Genomic DNA, 18,319 nt, shown 5'->3' with positions numbered 1-18,319 from the left:
CTCATCGTGAGTTCCCCCCGCGGGCCGCGTCACGCGGAACCGGGCGTTGTGGCGGTTCGGCGAGCACACCGCGCATGTCCCGCACCGCGTGCCAGGTGCCGCGCCAGGTCCCCGTCACCTTCGAGGCGCCGGTGCGGGGCAGGTAGGGGACGTCGTGCTCGGCGACCCGCCAGCCGGCGTCGGCGGCCCGCACCACCATCTGGAGCGGGTAGCCGCTGCGCCGGTCGGTCAGCCCGAGGCCGAGCAGCGCCTCGCGGCGGGCCGCGCGCAGCGGGCCGAGGTCGTGCAGCCGCAGGCCGGTGCGGCGGCGCAGCATCCGGGCGAGCGCGATGTTCCCGGCCCGGGCGTGGGCGGGCCAGGCGCCGCGCCCCTCGGGCCGTCTGCGGCCGAGCACCAGGTCGGCGGTGCCGTCCCGGATCTCCCGCACGAAGGGCGCGAGGAGCCCCGGGTCGAGGGAGGCGTCGCAGTCGCAGAAGCAGACGACGTCGGCCGTGGCGGCGGTCAGCCCGGCGTGGCAGGCGGCGCCGAAGCCGCGCCGCGGCTCGGTCACGACGGTGGCGCCGAGCGCGCGGGCGACGTCCGCCGAGCCGTCGGTGGAACCGTTGTCGACGACGAGCGCGCGCCAGCCGTCCGGGATGCGGGCCAGGACCCAGGGGAGGGCCCCGGCCTCGTCCAGACAGGGGAGGACGACGTCGACTTCGGGAGCGGGCGAGGTGGTCACGGCTCTCACCCTACGAGGTGAATTCGGGCTTAACGGACACCCGCTCCTTACGAAACACGGACGTCGCGGCCCGCCCCCGCCCTCGGGGACGACGCCCGCGGGCGCGCGGTGCGAGGCTGGGCGCATGCAGCAGCCGCACCAGCCCGCTCCCGCCCAGGCGCCCCCGGACGGGCCCCCCGCCGGCCCCGCCCGGATCCTGGTGGTCGACGACGATCCCACGGTCGCCGAGGTCGTCGCCGGCTACCTGGAGCGCGCCGGGCACGTGATCGACCGGGCGGACGACGGCCCCACCGCCCTCGAACGGGCCGCCGCGCACCGCCCGGACCTGGTGGTGCTGGACCTGATGCTGCCCGGCATGGACGGCCTGGAGGTGTGCCGGCGGCTGCGCGCCACGGGCCCCGTGCCGGTCGTGATGCTGACCGCCCGGGGCGACGAGGACGACCGCATCCTCGGCCTGGAGGTCGGCGCCGACGACTACGTCACCAAGCCCTTCAGCCCGCGCGAGCTGGTGCTGCGGGTGGAGTCGGTGCTGCGCCGCACCCGGCCGGCCACCGGGCGGGCGCCGCAGGTGCTGCCCGCGGCGGCCGGCCTCACCCTCGACCCGGGCGCCCGGCGGGCCACTAAGGAGGGCACCGAACTGGCCCTCACCCTGCGCGAGTTCGACCTGCTCGCCTTCTTCCTGCGCCACCCCGGGCGGGCCTTCGCCCGGGAGGAGCTGATGCGGGAGGTGTGGGGCTGGGACTTCGGCGACCTGTCCACCGTCACCGTGCACGTGCGGCGGCTGCGCGGCAAGGTCGAGGACGACCCGGCCCGGCCCCGGCTGATCCAGACGGTGTGGGGCGTGGGCTACCGCTTCGACCCGGCCGGGCGGGAGACGGACTGACCATGCACGACACCCTCCTCATCGCGCTCTACGCCTTCGCCGGCGCCGCCACCACCGGGCTGGCCGGCGCGGCGGTGCTGCGGCTGATCCGGCGCCGCTCGCTGACCGTGTCGCTCGCGGTGGTGGCGGCGGTCGCCGTCCTCGCGACGCTCGCGGGCACGCTCGCCGTGGCCTGGGCGATGTTCCTGTCGCCGCACGACCTGTCCGTCGTCACCACCGTCGCGGCCATGGCGGCCGTCGTGTCGCTGGCCACGGCGCTGCTGCTGGGCCGCTGGGTCGTCGCCCGCAGCCGCGAACTGGCCGCCGCCGCCCGCTCGTTCGGCGACGACGGCGACTACGCGGCGCCCACCGCCCCCGCCACCGCCGAACTCGACGCGCTCAGCCGTGAACTGGCCGCCACCAGCGCCCGGCTGGCCGAGTCCCGGGAACGCGAACGCGCCCTGGAGACCTCGCGGCGCGAACTGGTCGCCTGGATCTCGCACGACCTGCGCACCCCGCTGGCCGGCCTGCGGGCCATGTCGGAGGCGCTGGAGGACGGCGTCGCCGCCGACCCCGACCGCTACCTCCGGCAGATCCGCACGGAGGTGGAGCGCCTCAACACCATGGTCGGCGACCTCTTCGAACTGTCCCGCATCCACGCGGGCGCGCTCGCCCTCGCCCCCGCCCGGATCTCGCTCTACGACCTGGTCGGCGACGCCCTCGCGGGCGCGGACCCGCTCGCGCGCGAGCACGGCGTGCGGCTGGTCGGCGACGCCGTGGCGGCCGTGCCGGTCGAGGTGGACGGCAAGGAGATGAGCCGCGTCCTCGGCAACCTCCTGGTCAACGCCATCCGCCGCACCCCCGCCGACGGCACGGTCGCGATCGCCGCCGAACCCTCGGCCGAGGGCGTGGTGCTGTCCGTCTCCGACGGCTGCGGCGGCATCCCCGAGGAGGACCTGCCGCGCGTCTTCGACACCGGCTGGCGCGGCACCCACGCCCGCACGCCCCCGGCCGGCGCGGGCCTCGGCCTGGCCATCGTCCGGGGCATCGTCGAGGCCCACCGCGGCCGCGCCACCGTCCACAACATCCCGGGCGGCTGCCGCTTCGAGGTCACCCTGCCGCTCGCGGAGGCGTGAGCGGCGCGAGGGTCCCCGCGCCTGCGGTCACTGCCCCCGCAGCCCCGCCCGGGCGAACTCCCGCATCCCCTCGCGGAAGCCGACCCGCGGGGACCAGGACAGCTCGGCGCGCAGGCGGGCGGAGTCGGCGGTGATGTGGCGTACGTCGCCGAGGCGGTACTCGCCGGTGACGACCGGCTCGGGGCCGCCGTACGCCTCCGCCAGGGCGGTGGCCATCTCGCCCACCGTGTGCGGGTCGCCGCTGCCGGTGTTGTAGGCGGTGAGCGTGGAGTCGGGGCGGACGGCCGTCAGCGCCGCGACGTTGGCCTCGGCCACGTCCCGCACGTGCACGAAGTCCCGGCGCTGGCGGCCGTCCTCGAAGACCCGCGGGGCCTCCTCCCGGGCCAGGGCGGAGCGGAAGAAGGAGGCGACGCCGGCGTACGGGGTGTCGCGGGGCATGCCGGGGCCGTACACGTTGTGGTACCGCAGCGACACCGCCGTGCCCCCGGCCGACCGGGCCCAGGCGGCGGCCAGGTGCTCCTGGGCCAGCTTGGTCGTCGCGTACACGTTGCGCGGGTCGGCCGGCGCGTCCTCGCCGACCAGCCCCGGGGACAGGGCCGCGCCGCACACCGGGCACGGCGGCTCGAACCGGCCCGCGTCCAGGTCGGCGACGGCGCGCGGGCCGGGCCGCACCACACCGTGCTCCTGGCAGACGTAGCGCCCCTCGCCGTACACGACCATCGACCCGGCGAGCACGAGCCGCCCCACGCCCGCGTCCGCCATCGCGGCGAGCAGCACGGCGGTGCCGAGGTCGTTGCGCGAGACGTACTCCGCGGCGTCGGCGACCCCGTTGCCGAGCCCGACCATCGCCGCCTGGTGGCACACGGCGTCCACCCCGACCAGGGCCTTGGCGACGGCCGCCGGGTCGCGCACGTCGTCGGCGGGGTCCTCGCGGACGTCGTATCCGACGGGCTCGTGCCCGTGCTCCCTCAGTGCCGTCACGACGTGGGACCCGATGAACCCGGCGTGGCCGGTGACCAGTACGCGCATACGCCCACGCTAGGCCCGCCCACCCGGCACACCGCGTGTCCCGCGCGGCACGTCACGGGTCCGTAAGGAGCGCCCGCCGCCGGACGCGCACCCGGCTTTGCCATCCCTTTGCAACCCGCCCGCCCGCCGCCTCGTCTCTCCGTCCGATCCACCCCGTCACCCCCCGAGAGAGAGCGACCCTCATGCGCCGCACCATCCTCAGCGCCGTGGCCCTGGCCTGCACCGCCGTACTGGCCGGCACCGCGCCCGCGTTCGCCGACGGCCCCAGCCCGGTCCCCTCGAAGACCCCGGCCCAGAGCGCCCCGAGCCCCGTCCCGAGCGAGGCCCCCAGCAAGGCCGCGACGCCCTCGCCCAGCAAGCCGGGCCCGGCGGACGAGGCTGCGGCGACGCCCGCGCCCGCCCCGGCCGACCGCCAGGTGTCCGCCGTGCCCGAGGGCGCGCCCGACACCGGGGTCGCGGCCCGGCCGGCGGACGGGAGCGACGAGGGCCTGATCGGCGCGGGCGCCGGTGCCGTCCTGGTCGCGGGCGGCGCGGTCCTCCTCGTCGTACGGCGCCGGCGGGCGGCGACCGGGGCGTGACCAGGCCGCCCGGCCGCGCCCTCGCCGCCGTGGCGCTCGCCGTGCTGCTCGCCGGCTGCGGCGGCGGCCCGGGGGAGCAAACGGCCGCGAAGGACCGCCCCGCCACCACCGCGCCGAGCGCGCCCGCCGCCGAGCCGGCGCGCCCGCTGGAGCGTTCGGTGCCGGTCGGGCTGCGCATCCCGGCCATCGGCGTCGACACCCCGGTCCTGCGGCTGGGCCTCGCGGCGGACGGCACGGTGGAGGTCCCGCCCGTCACGGACGACGACCGCGCGGGCTGGTACCGGCACTCGCCGACCCCGGGGCAGGTGGGCCCGTCGGTCCTGCTCGGCCACGTCACGGTCGGCACCCACGGCGACGGCGTCTTCCGGCACCTCGCGCGGCTGCACCGGGGCGACCGGATCGAGACCCGCCTGGAGAACGGCACCGCGGCCGGCTTCACGGTCACCGCCGTACGGACGGTGCGCAAGGCCGAGTTCCCGACGGACGACGTCTACGGGAACGTGGACCGGCCGGAGTTGCGCCTCGTCACCTGCGGCGGCCCGCTGACCGGCGGCGAGTACCGGGACAACGTCATCGTCTTCGCCCGGCTCGCCACGACCGGCCCCGCGGCCTCCTGACCGGCCGTGCGCACGGCATACCCTCACGACCATGGAGAGCGTTGAAACGGTCCCGTGACAGGGCGGCGTCCGAGCTGTTCGCCGCCCTGTATCCGCGCCTCGCCGGCTGGTGCCGCCGGCTCGTCGACGACGACGAGACGGCCCACGAGATCGCCTCGGAGGCGTTCACCCGGCTGTGGGCCCGCTGGACGTCCGTGGAGGAGCCCCGCGGGTTCCTCTACGTGACCGCCGCCAACCTCGTCCGGGACCACTGGCGCAAGACGGAGCGCGAACGCCGGGCCGTGCGCCGGGTCACCGCGGAGGTCGCCGTACGCCCGCACCCCGAGCAGGCCGACCCCTCGGTGCGGATGCTCGTGCAGTCGCTGCCGGAGCGGCTGCGCGTGCCGATCCTGCTCCACTACTACGCCGACATGCCGATCCGGGAGGTGTCCGCGCTGACCGGGCGCAAGGAAGGGACCGTCAAGGCCGACCTGCACGCGGCCCGCGAACTGCTCCGCGTCCACCTGAGGAGGAGCCTTGACCACACGCCTTGAGGACGGCCCCGGGTCCGGAGGGGACGAGGACGATCCGCTGCTGGTCCTGCTGCGCCCGGACACCGCGTACCTGGGCCCCCCGCCGGGCCGCTACGAGGCGATCCGCCGCACCGCGTCCCGGCGCCGCCTGCTGCGCGCCGCGGCCGGCGCCGCCGCGACCGCTGCCGCCGCCGCGGTGATCGCGCTGCCGCTGCACGGGGCGGCCCCCGCCCCGCCCCCGCGTCCGACGGCACCGCTGGCCCCGGCCCCCGCCGAGCGGCCCCCCACCACGGCGCCGGCGCCGGAGCCGCCCCGGGACGCCTCGCGGGCGCCGAGCCCGGTCCCCGACGAACCCGCACGAACCGTGCCGACCCCGTCGGCCTCGGCGCCGCCGTCCGCGCCCGGGGCGATGCCCACACCCTCGGAGTACGGCGGGCCGGCTGTTAGAACGGGACGATGATCTACCACGTGGTGCCGCTGACCGAGTGGGACGCCGACCCGGACCGGCCGTACGCCCCCGCCTCCCTCGCCGCCGAGGGGTTCGTCCACTGCTCGCCCGACGAGGCGACCACCCTCGCCGTCGTCAACGCCTTCTACCGCGAGGCGCCCCGGCCGCTGCTGGCGGTGCTGCTCGACGAGGACCGCCTCACCGCGCGCTGTGTGTGGGAGGCACCGTCACCGGCCCCGCCGCCCGGGGTCGCCGCCGGAACTCTCTTCCCCCACGTCTTCGGCCCCCTCGACCGCGGCGCGGTCCGCCGGGTGAGCGAGGTCCACTGGGACTCGTCGGGCCGGGCCACGGGCCTGACCTGACACGGACCCGCCCCCGCCACTCGGCGGGGGCGGGTCCGTCGTCCCGCGGGCGGGTGGCGCACGGAGCCGCCATCGGCTCGGCCCCCGGGTCAGGGGTCCGGGCAGGCCCGGCCGTCAGTGGGGGCCGAGAGCCGGTGGGGGAGGGCGCCCTGAGCCGGCCGTCGCGGGGGCCGAGGTCCGTGCTGAGGCGGGCCCCGCCCTGCGCTGTCGCGCGAGCCGGACCCGGGCGGGGGCGGCCGCCGGCCGACGCCTGGGCCGGGGCCCGGCGGGGCGTCGCCCTCAGGCGTCCCGCGGGTCCGGTCCGCCGAGCAGCGCCGACGCCGTCTCCACCGCCGAGGCGGCGGGGGCCGGGGCGGGCTCGGAGCCCGGTGCGGGGTGGCAGGTGAAGCCCAGGCGCGTCATCGCCCGGGTGACCTCGGCCGCGGAGAAGTCGCGGCTGTCCTGCCGGGTGACGACCTCGCCCACCTGCTTGACCGGGTAGCGGCGCCGCCCGACGGTCACGGACTCACCCGTGACCGGCCGGGGCGTGACGCCCTTCATCGCGCTCAGCACCCCTTCCTTGGTGAGGTCGAACGGGTACCGGGCGATGACACAGCGCATGATGCCTCCACAAGGGGGACGGGAGCGGAAACGGGGAGTGCGGTGCTGTTACGCCGCCGAACCGCCGGCGGACTGGCGGCGCGGCCTGCGCCGCGCGCCCTCACCGGCGGCGCGGGCCTGACCGCCGCCGCTGCCGCCCCGGCCCTGACCGGTGCGGGCCTGCGGGACGGAGGCCTGGCCGGAGCGGCCCTGGCCGGACCGGCCGCGACGGCCGCGGGACGAGGAGCCCGTGCCGGACGCCGCGCGCCGCGGACGCTCCACGACCGGCGCGGTGATGACGACGGGGACGCCCGAGGGGGCCTGCGCGCCGGTGATCCGGGACAGCTCCGCCTCGCCCGAGCGGACCGGCGTGACCTGCGGGGTGATGCCCGCCGAGGCCATCAGCCGCGTCATGTCGCGCCGCTGGTCGGGCGTGACGAGGGTGACGACGCTGCCGGACTCGCCGGCGCGGGCCGTGCGGCCGCCCCGGTGCAGGTAGTCCTTGTGGTCGCCGGGCGGGTCCACGTTGACGACCAGGTCGAGGTTGTCGACGTGGATGCCGCGGGCCGCGACGTTGGTCGCCACCAGCGCGGTCACCTGCCCGTCCTTGAACTGGGCCAGGGTGCGGGTGCGCTGCGGCTGCGACTTGCCGCCGTGCAGTCCGGCCGCGCGCACACCGCTCTTGAGCAGCTGCTTGACCAGCCGGTCCACCCGGTGCTTCGTGTCGAGGAACATGATGACCCGGCCGTCGCGCGCCGCGATCTCGACGGTCGTCGCCTGCTTGTCCGCCTCGTGCACATGCAGCACGTGGTGCTCCATCGTGGTGACGGCGCCGGCCGACGGGTCGACGGAGTGCACCACCGGGTCGGACAGGTAGCGGCGGACCAGCCGGTCGACGTTGCGGTCCAGGGTGGCCGAGAACAGCATCCGCTGCCCGTCCGGACGCACCTGGTCGAGCAGCGCGGTGACCTGCGGCATGAAGCCCATGTCGGTCATCTGGTCGGCCTCGTCGAGGACGGTGATGGCGACGTCGGCGAGGTGGCAGTCGCCCCGGTCGATGAGGTCCTTGAGCCGTCCGGGCGTCGCGACGACGACCTCGGCGCCGCCCCGCAGCGCACTGGCCTGCCGGCCGATCGACATGCCGCCGACCACGGTCGCCGACCGCAGGCCCGCGGCGCGGGCGTACGGGGCGAGCGCGTCGGTGACCTGCTGGGCCAGCTCACGGGTGGGGACGAGGACCAGGGCGAGCGGCCGGCGCGGCTCGGCGCGGCGGCCCGCGGTGCGGGCCAGCAGGGCCAGGCCAAAGGCCAGCGTCTTGCCCGAGCCGGTGCGGCCCCGGCCGAGGACGTCCCGCCCGGCCAGCGAGTTCGGCAGGGTCGCCGCCTGGATCGGGAAGGGCACGGTCACGCCCTCGCCGGTCAGCGCGGCGAGCATGCGCTCCGGCAGGTCCAGTTCGGCGAACGAGTCCACGGCGGGCAGGGCCGGCGTGATCGTCTTCGGGAGGGCGAACTCGCCCCCCTGGGGAGCGGCGGCCGGGCGGCGGCCGGGATTCTGGGAGCGGCCGGCCGTCCGGGGGGAGCGGCGGGGGCCGCCGCCGGAACGCCTGCGGTCGTTGGTGCGTGCGCGGTCCATACGGAACCTTCCTCGATACGGCACGTATCAAGGGAGTCCCGCAGCGGTGGTACGGCGCGGGGAATCGCAAGAACGAGCCGGGTCCGGTCACTGTGGGCGCGGCTGGGCGCGGGACCGGAAAATGGAGAAGAAAACGAGAAGAAAAACAGAGAAACGCGAGCGGGGGCCCGCACCCCAAGGTGCGGGCCCCGACTGCGAAGTAACGCGAGTGCGTCGTGAGGTCAGGCGACCACGATGTTCTCGGCGGTCGGGCCCTTCTGGCCCTGCGCGATGTCGAAGGTCACCTTCTGGCCCTCGAGCAGCTCACGGAAGCCCTGGGCGGCGATGTTCGAGTAGTGGGCGAAGACGTCGGGGCCGCCGCCGTCCTGCTCGATGAAGCCGAAGCCCTTTTCCGAGTTGAACCACTTCACGGTGCCGGATGCCATTTTTTTCTCCTTCGGTACGGTGCTCGGTGTTCACCCTGTGTGAACACCGGTCGCCGCGATGATCACCCCGTCGGAAAAACCTTCAGGCAACCACAACTGCAACTCCCATCGACAGTAGCACGCCGTGACCAGGTGGACGCTCGAGGTGCGACCCGGTCAGTTTTCGAGAAGCGGCGCGGCACCGGCCGCCCATACCTTCAGGGACATGAACTCCATCGACTCCGTCACCCTGGAAGTGGCCGACGCCGAGGCCGCCGCCCGCTTCTACTCCGACGCCTTCGGGCTCGACGCATCCCGGGTGCGCGTCCGCGCCTCCGAGGCCCCCTCGACCGGTTTCCGCGGCTTCACGCTGTCCCTGGTCGTCTCCCAGCCCGGCAACGTCGACGCGCTCCTCGCCGCCGCCGTGGACGCGGGCGCCACCGTCCTCAAGCCCGCCGAGAAGTCGCTGTGGGGCTACGGCGGCGTCGTGCGGGCCCCGGACGGCACGATCTGGCAGCTCGCCACCTCGAAGAAGAAGGACACCGCTCCGGTCGGCCGCGAGTTCGACGAGATCGTGCTCCTGCTGGGCGTCGAGGACGTGAAGGCCAGCAAGCAGTTCTACGTCGACCGGGGGCTCGGCGTCGGCAAGAGCTTCGGCGGCAAGTACGTCGAGTTCGCCACCGGCCCGGACACCGTGAAGCTCTCCCTCTACAAGCGGCGCGCCCTCGCCAAGGTGGCCGGCGTCGACGCCGAGGGCACCGGCTCGCACCGCCTCGTACTGAACGGGGAGACCGAGCCGTTCGAAGACCCGGACGGCTTCGCCTGGCAACCCGCGCAGTAATACATTCGTCTTCTTGTGCTGACGGGCAGGTAACCCTCCCGTCGACCGAAAGGTCGTTTATTCGCGCAAACCAGAACAAAAACGCAAACAGAATAAAGATTGAGATACATGCCATCACGGATACCTTCGCGCGCAGGTTGGCGTCAGCCGCGCGCAAAGCTCTGGGCCGTGGCGGGTGTGGCGGCTCTCGCGTTCCTCGTCGCGCTGGAGATCGCCGCGCGCCGCTACGGCCTGCCGGGGCCGATCACCAACCAGGCGAAGGAGGTGGTGTTCGCCCCGGTCTCGGGACCGCTGCTGTACGCCGGCCTGGCGCTGACGATGGTGGTCCTGACCTGGCGCCAGCGCTGGATCGCGGCTGCCTGCGCGGTCGGTGTCGACCTCGTCTTCGCGCTGGTGCGCTGGGCGTCGGGGGCCACGGTGTCCGGCAGCCACTCCTTCGGCAACGGCGCGCTGTGGGTGGTCCTCGGCTGCGGGGTCCTCGCGCTCACGCGCCGCACCGGCCCGGAGCGGGTGCTGCTGCTCAAGGGCGTCGGGCTCGGCCTGCTGCTGGTGGCCGGCCGCAAGACCGGCGACGCCTGGCTGCTGATCACCGCGAAGACCCGCCCCGACGTGCTGGACCCGTACGTCGCGGTCGCCGACCACGCGCTGGGCAGCCCCTCGTGGCTGGTGGGCCGGGCGATCAGGGCCTCGGGTCCGGTCGGTGAGCACGTACTCGACTGGGTCTACGTCCAACTCGCCGTCGCCGCCGTGGTCGTGGCCCTCTACCAGCTGCGCCACGTGGCGGCCCGGCGCCGCTTCCCGCGCCACCACCTGGTCCGCACCTTCCTGGTGATAGGCCTGCTGGGTCCCGCCATCTACATGATCTTCCCCGTGGTCGGCCCGGTCTTCACCTACGGCACCGGGGCCTTCGGCACCGGCGGCGAGCAGTGGGCGATCGCCACGCTGTGGCCGGACACCCCGCCCCCGCTCACGGCGCCCGCCGCGTTCACGTACGACGGGATCACCCCGCGCAACTGCATGCCGAGTCTGCACACCGCGTGGGCCACCGTGATCTTCCTGCACTCCCGGTACGGGCCGCGGCCGCTGCGCTGGGCGGGAACGTTCTGGCTCCTCGCCACGCTCGGCGCGACCCTGGGCTTCGGCTACCACTACGGCATCGACCTGGTGGCCGGCGTGGTGTTCGCCGTCACGGTCGAGGCGGGCCTGCGCGCCCACGACCGCGGCTGGGACCGGGCCGGGGTCCGGCTCGTGGCCCACGGCGTGCTCGTGTTCGCGGCGATCCTCGCGGCGACCCGCTGGCTGTCGCTGGACATGGCCCGCCATCCGCTGGTCTTCGGCCCCCTGCTGCTGCTCGCGATGGCCTCGGTGGTCCACGGCTACGTCCGCACCGTCCGGGGGTGGCGGCCGGCCGGCGCGACGGTGCCGGCCCAGCAGCGGGAGCCCCAGCTGGAGGCGGCCTGACGCGTCCGCCCCGGCCCCGGGGAGGGCGCCGGGGCGGTCAGTCGCGGTAGGCGTGGGTCTGGGCGGCCTTGACCGTGGCCCAGACGGTGGCGCCGGGGCGCAGGTCGAGTTCGGCCGCGGCGACCGTCGTCAGATCGGCGGCCAGCGGGAGTTCGCCGGTGAGGTCGGCGCGGATCTGGTCGCCGTGGGTCTCCAGGCCGGCGACCTCGCAGCGCCACAGGTTGCGGGCGCTGGAGCCGGTGGGGCGGTCGCGGTGCAGGGTGACGGCGCCGGGCGGGAAGGCCACGAACGCCGGCCCGGTCAGCTCCTCGGTGGTGACGATCGCGGTGCCGTCGTCGAGCCGCACCGTGTGCCCCTCGGCCCGCCCCCGGTACAGGTTGAGGCCGACCAGGTGGGCGATGTAGTCGGTGCGCGGGTGGCGGGCGATGTGGGCGGGGGTGCCCTCCTGCACGACCCGGCCGTCCTCCACGACGACGAGGTGGTCGGCGAGGACCATGGCGTCCAGCGGGTCGTGGGTGACGAGTACGGCCACCGCCTCGAAGTCGGCCAGGTGGCGCCTGAGCTGGGCGCGGACGTCGAGGCGGGTGCGGGCGTCGAGGGCGGCGAGCGGCTCGTCCAGGAGCAGCAGCCGGGGCCGGGTGGCCAGGGCGCGGGCGAGGGCGACGCGCTGGGCCTGCCCTCCGGAGAGCCGGCGCGGCTTGGCACCCCGGTGCTCGGCCAGGCCCATGCGGTCCAGCCAGTCCGCGGCCACCGCCCGTGCCTCCGCCTTGCCGGCGCCGTGGCAGCGCGGTCCGAAGGCCACGTTGTCCAGCGCGGTGAGGTGCGGGAAGAGCAGGTAGTCCTGGAAGACGACGCCGACGGGCCGGGACTCCGGGGGCGTACGGTCCAACTCGCCTCCGTCGAGCCGGAGGTGGCCGTCGGAGAGCGGGGCGAGGCCGGCCAGGGCGCGCAGGGCGGTGGTCTTGCCGGCGCCGTTCGGGCCGAGCAGGGCGACCACGTCGCCGGGGGCCGCGGTCAGGGAGACGTCGAGGCGGAAGGACCCGCGCTCGACGACGAGCCGGGCGTCCAGCCCCTCGGCGCCGGTCCCGGTCACGAGGCGGTCATCCAGCGGTCGCGCAGTCCGGCCAGTACGGCGATGGACACGGCCAGCAGCACCAGGCTGAGGGCGATGGCGGCCTCCGGGTCGCTCTGCAGGGCCAGGTACACGGCCAGCGGCATGGTCTGGGTGCGGCCGGGGAAGTTCCCGGCGAAGGTGATGGTCGCGCCGAACTCGCCGAGCGCCCGCGCCCAGGCCAGCACCGCGCCGGCCGCGATGCCCGGCGCGATCAGCGGCAGGGTGACCCGGCGGAAGGCGGTGAAGCGGGAGGCGCCGAGGGTGGTGGCCGCCTCCTCGTAGCGGGGGTCGGCGGCGCGCAGGGTGCCCTCGACGCTGATGACGAGGAACGGCATGGCGACGAACGCCTCGGCGAGGACGACGCCCGAGGTGGTGAACGGCAGGGTGATCCCGAACCAGGAGTCCAGCCACTGCCCGACGACCCCGTTGCGGCCCAGCGCCATCAGCAGGGCCACACCGCCCACCACCGGCGGCAGCACCAACGGCAGTGTCACCAGGGCCCGTACGAGCCCGCGGCCGGGGAAGTCGACGCGCGCCAGCAGCCAGGCCAGCGGCACGCCGATCACCATGCTGACGGCGGTCGCCGCCGTGGCGCAGATCAGCGACAGCCGCAGCGCCTGCCACACCTCGGGGCTGGTCAGCAGCTCCGGCATGCTCGTCCAGGGGGCCCGGACCAGCAGGGCGAGGAGCGGCACCAGGAGGAAGGCCAGGCCGATCAGCGCGGGCACGAGCAGGGGCAGCGGAGCCCCGCCCCGCACCCGCGCGCCGCCGGACTTCCGGGTCACGGTGCGGTGAACCCGGCCTCGGTCAGCACCTTCTGGCCCTCGGCGGACCGCACCAGCTCGATGAAGGCCTCGCCCACCTCGGCGTTGGGCGCGTCCTTCAGCAGGGTGATGGGGTAGTCGTTGACCGCGTCGGCCGATTCGGGGAAGTCCACGCCCTCCACCTTGTCACGCGCCGACTTCACGTCGGTCCTGTAGACCAGCGCGGCGTCGGCCTCCTTCAGGACCACCTTGTTCAGCGCCGACTTGACGTCCTCCTCGTAGGAGACGGGCGTCAGCTTCAGCCCGCTCGCGTCCAGCGCCTTCTGCGCGGCGGCCCCGCATGGCACCGACTTGTCGCAGAGCACGACCTTGAGGCCGGGGTCGGTGAGGTCCTTGAGGGACGCGATCTTGTCCGGGTTGCCCGGCAGGGTGGCGATCTGGAGCTGGTTGCGGACGAAGGTGGCGGGCGTCCCCGAGGCCGCGTCGGCGTCGGTGACGACCTTCATGGTCTTGGGGCTGGCGGACGCGAAGACGTCGGCGGGGGCGCCGCTGGTGATGCCCGCGGCGAGCGAGTCGCTGCCGCCGAAGTTGAAGACGACCTTGGTGCCCGGGTGCTCCTTCTCGAACGTCTTGCCCAGCGCGGTGAAGCTCTCGGTCAGCGAGGCCGCGGCGAACACGTTGACCGTCCCGGAGAGCTTCTCCGCACCCCCGGCCGCGCCCTCGGACTTCCCGCCCGACCCGGAGCCCGGGTCGGAGTCGGAGGACGAGCAGGCGCTCAGAGCCAGCAGCGCGGCGGCGCTCGCCCCCACCACCTGCACGGTGCGACGGGTCCGGCGCGCGGAACGGGTCATCACGGGTCCACTCCCTCGGGTCCTGATCCTGCTGGAACGGCTGCCTGGACAGCCGGCTCCACGGCTGCGCTTACGCCGATGATAATGCCGCAGATGCCACCCGTAAGTCTCCTGTCTCTTTGCATGAGCAGGCACAACTCATCTCTGGCATGGCATGTGCGTTTGTACGGGATGCCCGGCCGGGTACCGTCTCACGGGAGGTGATAGCCGTGAGTCAGTCCCTCGCGTCCGCCGGTCCGGCCGCCGCTCCGACGGCGGAGGTCGTCATCACCGGCGACCTCGGCCGCCCGGCCCGCCTGACCGTCCCCGACCTCGCGTCCTGGCCCCAGCACACGGCCCGGGTCGCGTTCGAGTGCGCCACCGACGGCATGCGGTACCACCGGTTCACCGGACCGCTCCTGCACGACGTCCTCGCCGACGCCGCGCCGGCCTTCGACCCCGCCCGCCGCAAGGACCGGCTGCGCTTCCTGATCGCCGTGCGGGGCGCGGACGGCCACCACGCGCTGCTGTCCTGGGCGGAGATCGACCCCGACTTCGGCCGCGCCCCCGTCCTCCTCGCCGTCACCCTCGACGGCACCGGCCTGGACCGCGTCGGCCCCCAGCTGGTGCTGCCCCAGGACCGCTGCGGGGGGCGGCACATCAGCGGCATCGACGCGATCCGGGTGGACGGGGGGTACGCCGGGGCGGTCACCGCGCCCCGGGGTCCAGCGCCTGCCACACCCGGTCGCGGGTGAGCGGCAGTTCGGTGAAGCGCACGCCCGTCGCGTCCCGCAGGGCGTTGGCCAGGGCGGGCGCGACCGGGTTGAAGGGGCTCTCGCTCATCGACTTGGCGCCGAGCGGGCCGATGGCGTCGGCGGTCTCCATGAAGTGGACCTCGGTGCGCGGCACGTCGGCGTACTGCGGCAGCCGGTAGCGGCGGAAGGCGGCCGTGTCGACCCTGCCGTGCGCGTCGATGCGGACGTTCTCGAAGAGGGTGGCCCCCAGCGCCTGCGCCACGCCGCCCTCGACCTGCCCGCGGCACTGCATCGGGTTCATCACCCTGCCCGCGTCGGCGGCGTGCACGCTGCGCAGGATGCGGATCTCCCCGGTGCCGGGGTCGACGGCCACCCTGAACCACTGGGCGTTGAAGGCGACCGAGCGCGGGGTGCCGCCGAAGTGCCCGTCGGCGGCGCACTCGACGCCCACCGCGCGGGCGCCCGCGTACAGCTCCTTCAGCGGCAGGCGGCCTCCGGGGTGCAGGACGTCCTCCTCGCCGAGCCGGCACTCCGCGCGCGGCACGCCCAGCCGCGCGGCGGCCAGGTCGAGCAGCAGGTCGGCCAGGGCGCGGGCGGCGCGCAGGGTGGCCTTGCCCGCGACGACGGTCCCGGTGGAGGCGAACGCGCCGGTGTCGTGCCGTACGACGTCGGTGTCGGACTGGCGGACGGTGATCCGGTCGACGACGGTGCCGAGTTCACCGGCGGCGATCTGGCGGTGGACGGTGGTGGTGCCGTTGCCGAACTCGGCGGTGCCGACGGCCAGGTCGTAGGAGCCGTCGGGCAGCAGCGCGGCCCTGGCGTCGGCGATGTGCCCGCCGGGCGGACCGGTCGCGATCATCGCGAGGGCGGCGCCCTCGCCCACCAGCCAGCCCTCCGGCGCCGGCGCGCCCGCGCCGGTCTGCGCCTGCGCGCGGCGCACGACGGCGACGCACTGGTCGAGGCCGTAGCTGGCGATGTGCAGGTCCTCCTCGTGGCCGCCGGGCGTGACCATGGGCTCGTCGGCGCCGATGACGTTGCGGGCGCGGAACTCCAGGGGGTCCAGGCCGAGCCGGCGGGCCAGTTCGTCCAGGGCCGACTCGACGGCGAACATCACCTGGCCCAGGCCGTAGCCGCGGAAGGCGCCCGCGGGCACGGTGTGCGTGTAGACCGAGTAGGCGTCGACCCTCTTGTTCGCCGCCCGGTAGACCGCCATGGACTCGCCGACGCTGTGGAACATCACCGCCGGCCCGTGGTTTCCGTACGCCCCGGTGTTGGCCACCACCCGCAGCCGCAGCGCGGTCAGGGTGCCGTCGCGGCGGGCGGCCGCCTTCACCGCGATGGTGAAGGGATGGCGGGTGGTGGCGCCGTAGAACTGCTCGGCGCGGGTGTACTCCAGTTTCACCGGGCGCCGCAGCCGCAGTACGGCCAGCGCGACGATGTCCTCGACGAGCATCTCCTGCTTGCCGCCGAAGCCGCCGCCGACCCGGCCCGCGACCACGCGGACCTCGTCGAGGGGCAGGTCGTAGAGGGCGCACAGGGCGCGCCGGGTGAGGAACGGCGTCTGCGAGCTGGTGCGCACGGTGAGCCGGCCGTCCTCGTCGAACCAGGCGACGGCCCCGTGCGTCTCCAGGCTGGCGTGCTGCGCCCGCTGGGTGCGGGAGGTGTCCTCGTAGACGGCGTCGGCCTCGGCGAAGGCGGCCTCCACGTCGCCGGTCTCGCCGTGGGCCTCGCCGACGACGTTGGCCTCCGGGCGGGAGATCCGGGCCGTCGCCGCGTCCTTGTCGTGGACGACGGGGGCGCCGGGCCGCATGGCCTCCTCCGGGTCGAGGACGGCGGGCAGCACCTCGTAGGTCACCTCGACGCGGCGGCAGCCCTCCTCGGCGGCGGCCTCGCTGTCGGCGACGACCGCGGCGACGCGCTGCCCGGTGTACCGGACGGTGTCGTCGAGGACGCGCGTGTCGTCGGGGTCCTCCTCGGGGTGCTCGTGCCGGGCGGTGGAGAAGTGCCGTTCGGGGGCGTCGTGGTGGGTCAGGACCGCGTGCACGCCGGGCACGCGCAGGGCGGCGGCGGTGTCGATCGCGACGATGCGGGCGTGGGCGTGCGGGGAGCGCAGCAGCTTCATGTGCAGCAGGCCCGGCACGTCGAGGTCGAAGGTGTAGCGGGCGGTGCCGGTGACGATCTGCGGTCCGGCCGGCGCGGGCAGGCTGCGGCCGACGGCCTCGCCGGGGGCCGGCTCCTCCACGTTCGTCACCCCGCGCACCGCGTCCTCGATGGCCCGGTACCCGGTGCAGCGGCAGAGGTTGCCCTTGAAGGCGCGGGGCAGGTCGGCGAGCTTGTCCTCGTCCAGGGCGGCCGTGGTCATCAGGAACCCGGCGGTGCAGAAGCCGCACTGGAAGCCCTGCGCGTCCAGGAACCGCCGCTGCACGGGGTGGAGTTCGCCGTCGGCCGGGGCCAGCCCCTCGACGGTGGTGACCGCGCGGCCGTCCGCGCGGAAGGCGGGGTAGAGGCAGCTGTGCACCGGTTCGCCGTCCACGTGGACCGTGCAGGCGCCGCAGTCGCCCTGGTCGCAGCCCTTCTTCACGCCGAACCAGCCGCGCTCGCGCAGATAGGTGCGCAGGCACTGGCCGGGCCGCGGCTCCTCCGCGTGGGACCGTCCGTTCACCTCGACCCTCATCGCGGGCCCCCTTCCAGTTCCCGGCGGATCTCCTCCGCGTACCGGAACGTCATGTGCCGCCGCCAGCGCGGCAGTCCGTGGATGTCGTCGAACCACTCGTCGTCGGCGACCGCCCCCTCGATCGCCGCCCGCAGCCGCCCGGCCGTCGGCGCCAGCGGGAACCACAGCCGCACCGGCCGCACGGTCGACGCCGTGAGCGTGACGGCGAGGGAGCCGTCGAGCGGGTCCAGGGCGCCGACGACGAGGACACCGGAGCGGCCCAGCCCGTACAGCGAGGCCTGCCGGAAGGCCGTACGGCAGGACAGGGCGCGGGCGGGCAGGGTGACGGACCGCAGCAGCTCGCCCTCGGCGAGGTCCTTGCGGCCCGCGCCGGTCACGAAGTCCGTGACGCGCACCCGGCGCCGTCCGCCGTCCTGCGCGAGCAGCAGGCACTCCCCGTCGAGGGCGGCGGTGAGGGAGGTCATCGGGCCGGCCGGCAGGGCGTTGCAGAGGTTGCCGCCGACGGTGGCCATGTTCCAGATCTTGAACGAGGCGAGGAAGGCCCGGCAGCACTGCTCGAACAGCGGCGCCGCCGGCGCCCCGAGGCCGCGGGCGTACCGGGAGAGCTGGGCGATGGTGCAGGTCGCCGCGATCTCCAGGTCGCCGTCCGGGCCGCGCCGCACCGGCGTCCAGCCGGTCCGGCTCAGGTCGACCAGCCGGCGCAGGTGCGGCTGCGGCTCCGAGAAGAGGTACGTCCCGCCGCCCAGCCACGCGTCGCCGGGCCGCCAGGGCGCGGGGTGCCGGCCGTCCCGGATCTCCACCACCGTGTTCAGGTCCATGTCCGCAGTGAAGCAACGCGGCGGGGGCCGGGACGACTGGTGCACAGCACGGAAAACACGGCCCGGCCACCCCGATGGTTGGTGGATCAACCAAGAGGCATACCGCTCACATCGTCTTGCACTTACGATGCTGTGACTCGCATACACCTGGTGAATGTGAGATGCCGGGTGGCACGCCCCTG

At 75.1% G+C, this 18,319-nt stretch carries 20 protein-coding genes; 10 read left to right on the top strand and 10 right to left on the bottom strand.

All coding sequences use genetic code 11. The annotated features are described in order from the left end of the window. Window position 1 precedes the first annotated feature (1 nt). Window positions 2-730 carry a glycosyltransferase family 2 protein gene (locus IE108_RS01390; RefSeq protein WP_064728918.1) on the bottom strand — a complete coding sequence of 243 codons (729 nt, stop codon included), beginning with the start codon at window positions 728-730 and terminating at the stop codon, window positions 2-4. A 115-nt stretch (window positions 731-845) separates the two neighbouring features. Here IE108_RS01390 and IE108_RS01385 point away from each other — a divergent pair, with 115 nt between their 5' ends. Together IE108_RS01385 and IE108_RS01380 are read left to right on the top strand one after the other, a co-directional pair. Further along, a complete protein-coding gene (locus tag IE108_RS01385; protein ID WP_079163589.1) occupies window positions 846-1,604 on the top strand; it encodes a response regulator transcription factor in 759 nt (252 codons plus the stop codon). 2 nt (window positions 1,605-1,606) lie between these two features. Next, entirely contained in the window at window positions 1,607-2,719 is a 1,113-nt protein-coding gene (locus IE108_RS01380; protein ID WP_064728919.1) for a sensor histidine kinase, read from the top strand. A 27-nt stretch (window positions 2,720-2,746) separates the two neighbouring features. Here IE108_RS01380 and IE108_RS01375 read toward each other — a convergent pair whose 3' ends face one another. Then, on the bottom strand, window positions 2,747-3,748 hold the full coding sequence (locus IE108_RS01375; RefSeq protein ID WP_064728920.1) for an NAD-dependent epimerase/dehydratase family protein: 1,002 nt from the start codon (window positions 3,746-3,748) through the stop codon (window positions 2,747-2,749). A gap of 182 nt (window positions 3,749-3,930) precedes the next feature. Here IE108_RS01375 and IE108_RS01370 point away from each other — a divergent pair, with 182 nt between their 5' ends. Genes IE108_RS01370 through IE108_RS01350 form a run of 5 tightly spaced genes read left to right on the top strand, consistent with a single transcriptional unit; the run spans window position 3,931 to window position 6,265 of the window. Further along, a complete protein-coding gene (locus IE108_RS01370; RefSeq protein WP_064728921.1) occupies window positions 3,931-4,326 on the top strand; it encodes a hypothetical protein in 396 nt (131 codons plus the stop codon). Further along, window positions 4,323-4,943, top strand: coding sequence for a class F sortase (locus IE108_RS01365; protein WP_064728922.1), 621 nt, complete (start codon window positions 4,323-4,325; stop codon window positions 4,941-4,943). The genes IE108_RS01370 and IE108_RS01365 overlap by 4 nt, the downstream gene beginning before the upstream one ends. Before the next feature lie 41 nt (window positions 4,944-4,984). Next, a complete protein-coding gene (locus IE108_RS01360) occupies window positions 4,985-5,476 on the top strand; it encodes an RNA polymerase sigma factor (protein ID WP_064728923.1) in 492 nt (163 codons plus the stop codon). Continuing rightward, complete coding sequence (locus IE108_RS01355; RefSeq protein WP_079163590.1) at window positions 5,460-5,915, top strand: hypothetical protein; 456 nt, start codon at window positions 5,460-5,462, stop codon at window positions 5,913-5,915. The genes IE108_RS01360 and IE108_RS01355 overlap by 17 nt, the downstream gene beginning before the upstream one ends. Continuing rightward, window positions 5,912-6,265, top strand: coding sequence for a DUF952 domain-containing protein (locus IE108_RS01350; protein ID WP_064728925.1), 354 nt, complete (start codon window positions 5,912-5,914; stop codon window positions 6,263-6,265). Before IE108_RS01355 ends, IE108_RS01350 begins: the two co-directional genes overlap by 4 nt. A 279-nt stretch (window positions 6,266-6,544) precedes the next feature. Here the strand turns inward: IE108_RS01350 and IE108_RS01345 are convergent, their stop codons facing one another. The 3 genes from IE108_RS01345 to IE108_RS01335 all read right to left on the bottom strand — a co-directional run bounded on the left by IE108_RS01345 (window position 6,545) and on the right by IE108_RS01335 (window position 8,901). Next, a complete protein-coding gene (locus IE108_RS01345; protein ID WP_064728926.1) occupies window positions 6,545-6,865 on the bottom strand; it encodes an SCO5918 family protein in 321 nt (106 codons plus the stop codon). A 48-nt stretch (window positions 6,866-6,913) separates the two neighbouring features. Continuing rightward, entirely contained in the window at window positions 6,914-8,476 is a 1,563-nt protein-coding gene (locus tag IE108_RS01340; protein WP_064728927.1) for a DEAD/DEAH box helicase, read from the bottom strand. A 221-nt stretch (window positions 8,477-8,697) separates the two neighbouring features. After that, window positions 8,698-8,901 carry a cold-shock protein gene (locus tag IE108_RS01335; protein WP_019324834.1) on the bottom strand — a complete coding sequence of 68 codons (204 nt, stop codon included), beginning with the start codon at window positions 8,899-8,901 and terminating at the stop codon, window positions 8,698-8,700. A gap of 205 nt (window positions 8,902-9,106) precedes the next feature. Between IE108_RS01335 and IE108_RS01330 the strand changes: the two genes are divergently transcribed. Together IE108_RS01330 and IE108_RS01325 are read left to right on the top strand one after the other, a co-directional pair. After that, the gene (locus IE108_RS01330; RefSeq protein ID WP_064728928.1) at window positions 9,107-9,721 is read left to right on the top strand and encodes a VOC family protein; all 615 of its coding nucleotides are present in this window, start codon (window positions 9,107-9,109) and stop codon (window positions 9,719-9,721) included. 108 nt (window positions 9,722-9,829) lie between these two features. Continuing rightward, window positions 9,830-11,182, top strand: a complete 1,353-nt coding sequence (locus IE108_RS01325; RefSeq protein ID WP_079163591.1) for a phosphatase PAP2 family protein — start codon at window positions 9,830-9,832, stop codon at window positions 11,180-11,182. A gap of 37 nt (window positions 11,183-11,219) precedes the next feature. Here IE108_RS01325 and IE108_RS01320 read toward each other — a convergent pair whose 3' ends face one another. From IE108_RS01320 to modA, 3 genes are read right to left on the bottom strand one after another with little or no spacing between them, the layout of a single operon-like run. Continuing rightward, on the bottom strand, window positions 11,220-12,275 hold the full coding sequence (locus IE108_RS01320; RefSeq protein ID WP_229851543.1) for an ABC transporter ATP-binding protein: 1,056 nt from the start codon (window positions 12,273-12,275) through the stop codon (window positions 11,220-11,222). Continuing rightward, window positions 12,272-13,081, bottom strand: coding sequence for a molybdate ABC transporter permease subunit (gene modB / locus IE108_RS01315; protein ID WP_064728930.1), 810 nt, complete (start codon window positions 13,079-13,081; stop codon window positions 12,272-12,274). The genes IE108_RS01320 and modB overlap by 4 nt, the downstream gene beginning before the upstream one ends. Then, window positions 13,078-13,911 (bottom strand): molybdate ABC transporter substrate-binding protein, encoded by an 834-nt coding sequence (gene modA, locus IE108_RS01310; RefSeq protein ID WP_107420228.1) that lies wholly within the window; start codon window positions 13,909-13,911, stop codon window positions 13,078-13,080. Before modA ends, modB begins: the two co-directional genes overlap by 4 nt. Window positions 13,912-14,120: 209 nt before the next feature. On the opposite strand from modA, the gene IE108_RS01305 reads away from it, so the two are divergent. Beyond that, window positions 14,121-14,645: a molybdopterin-dependent oxidoreductase gene (locus tag IE108_RS01305; protein ID WP_064728932.1), complete on the top strand. Its 525-nt coding sequence runs from the start codon at window positions 14,121-14,123 to the stop codon at window positions 14,643-14,645. Here IE108_RS01305 and IE108_RS01300 read toward each other — a convergent pair. Further along, window positions 14,599-17,319 carry a molybdopterin-dependent oxidoreductase gene (locus tag IE108_RS01300; protein WP_064728933.1) on the bottom strand — a complete coding sequence of 907 codons (2,721 nt, stop codon included), beginning with the start codon at window positions 17,317-17,319 and terminating at the stop codon, window positions 14,599-14,601. The genes IE108_RS01305 and IE108_RS01300 overlap by 47 nt on opposite strands. Continuing rightward, window positions 17,316-18,137 (bottom strand): FAD binding domain-containing protein, encoded by an 822-nt coding sequence (locus IE108_RS01295; RefSeq protein WP_064728934.1) that lies wholly within the window; start codon window positions 18,135-18,137, stop codon window positions 17,316-17,318. Before IE108_RS01295 ends, IE108_RS01300 begins: the two co-directional genes overlap by 4 nt. Window positions 18,138-18,319 lie beyond the last annotated feature (182 nt).

The sequence above is a fragment of the Streptomyces parvulus genome, assembly GCF_014648855.1.
In the GTDB taxonomy this organism is placed as follows: Bacteria; Actinomycetota; Actinomycetes; order Streptomycetales; family Streptomycetaceae; genus Streptomyces; species Streptomyces parvulus.
Note: the sequence above shows the minus strand (reverse complement) of the source record. Positions and strands in the feature narration are given on the sequence as shown.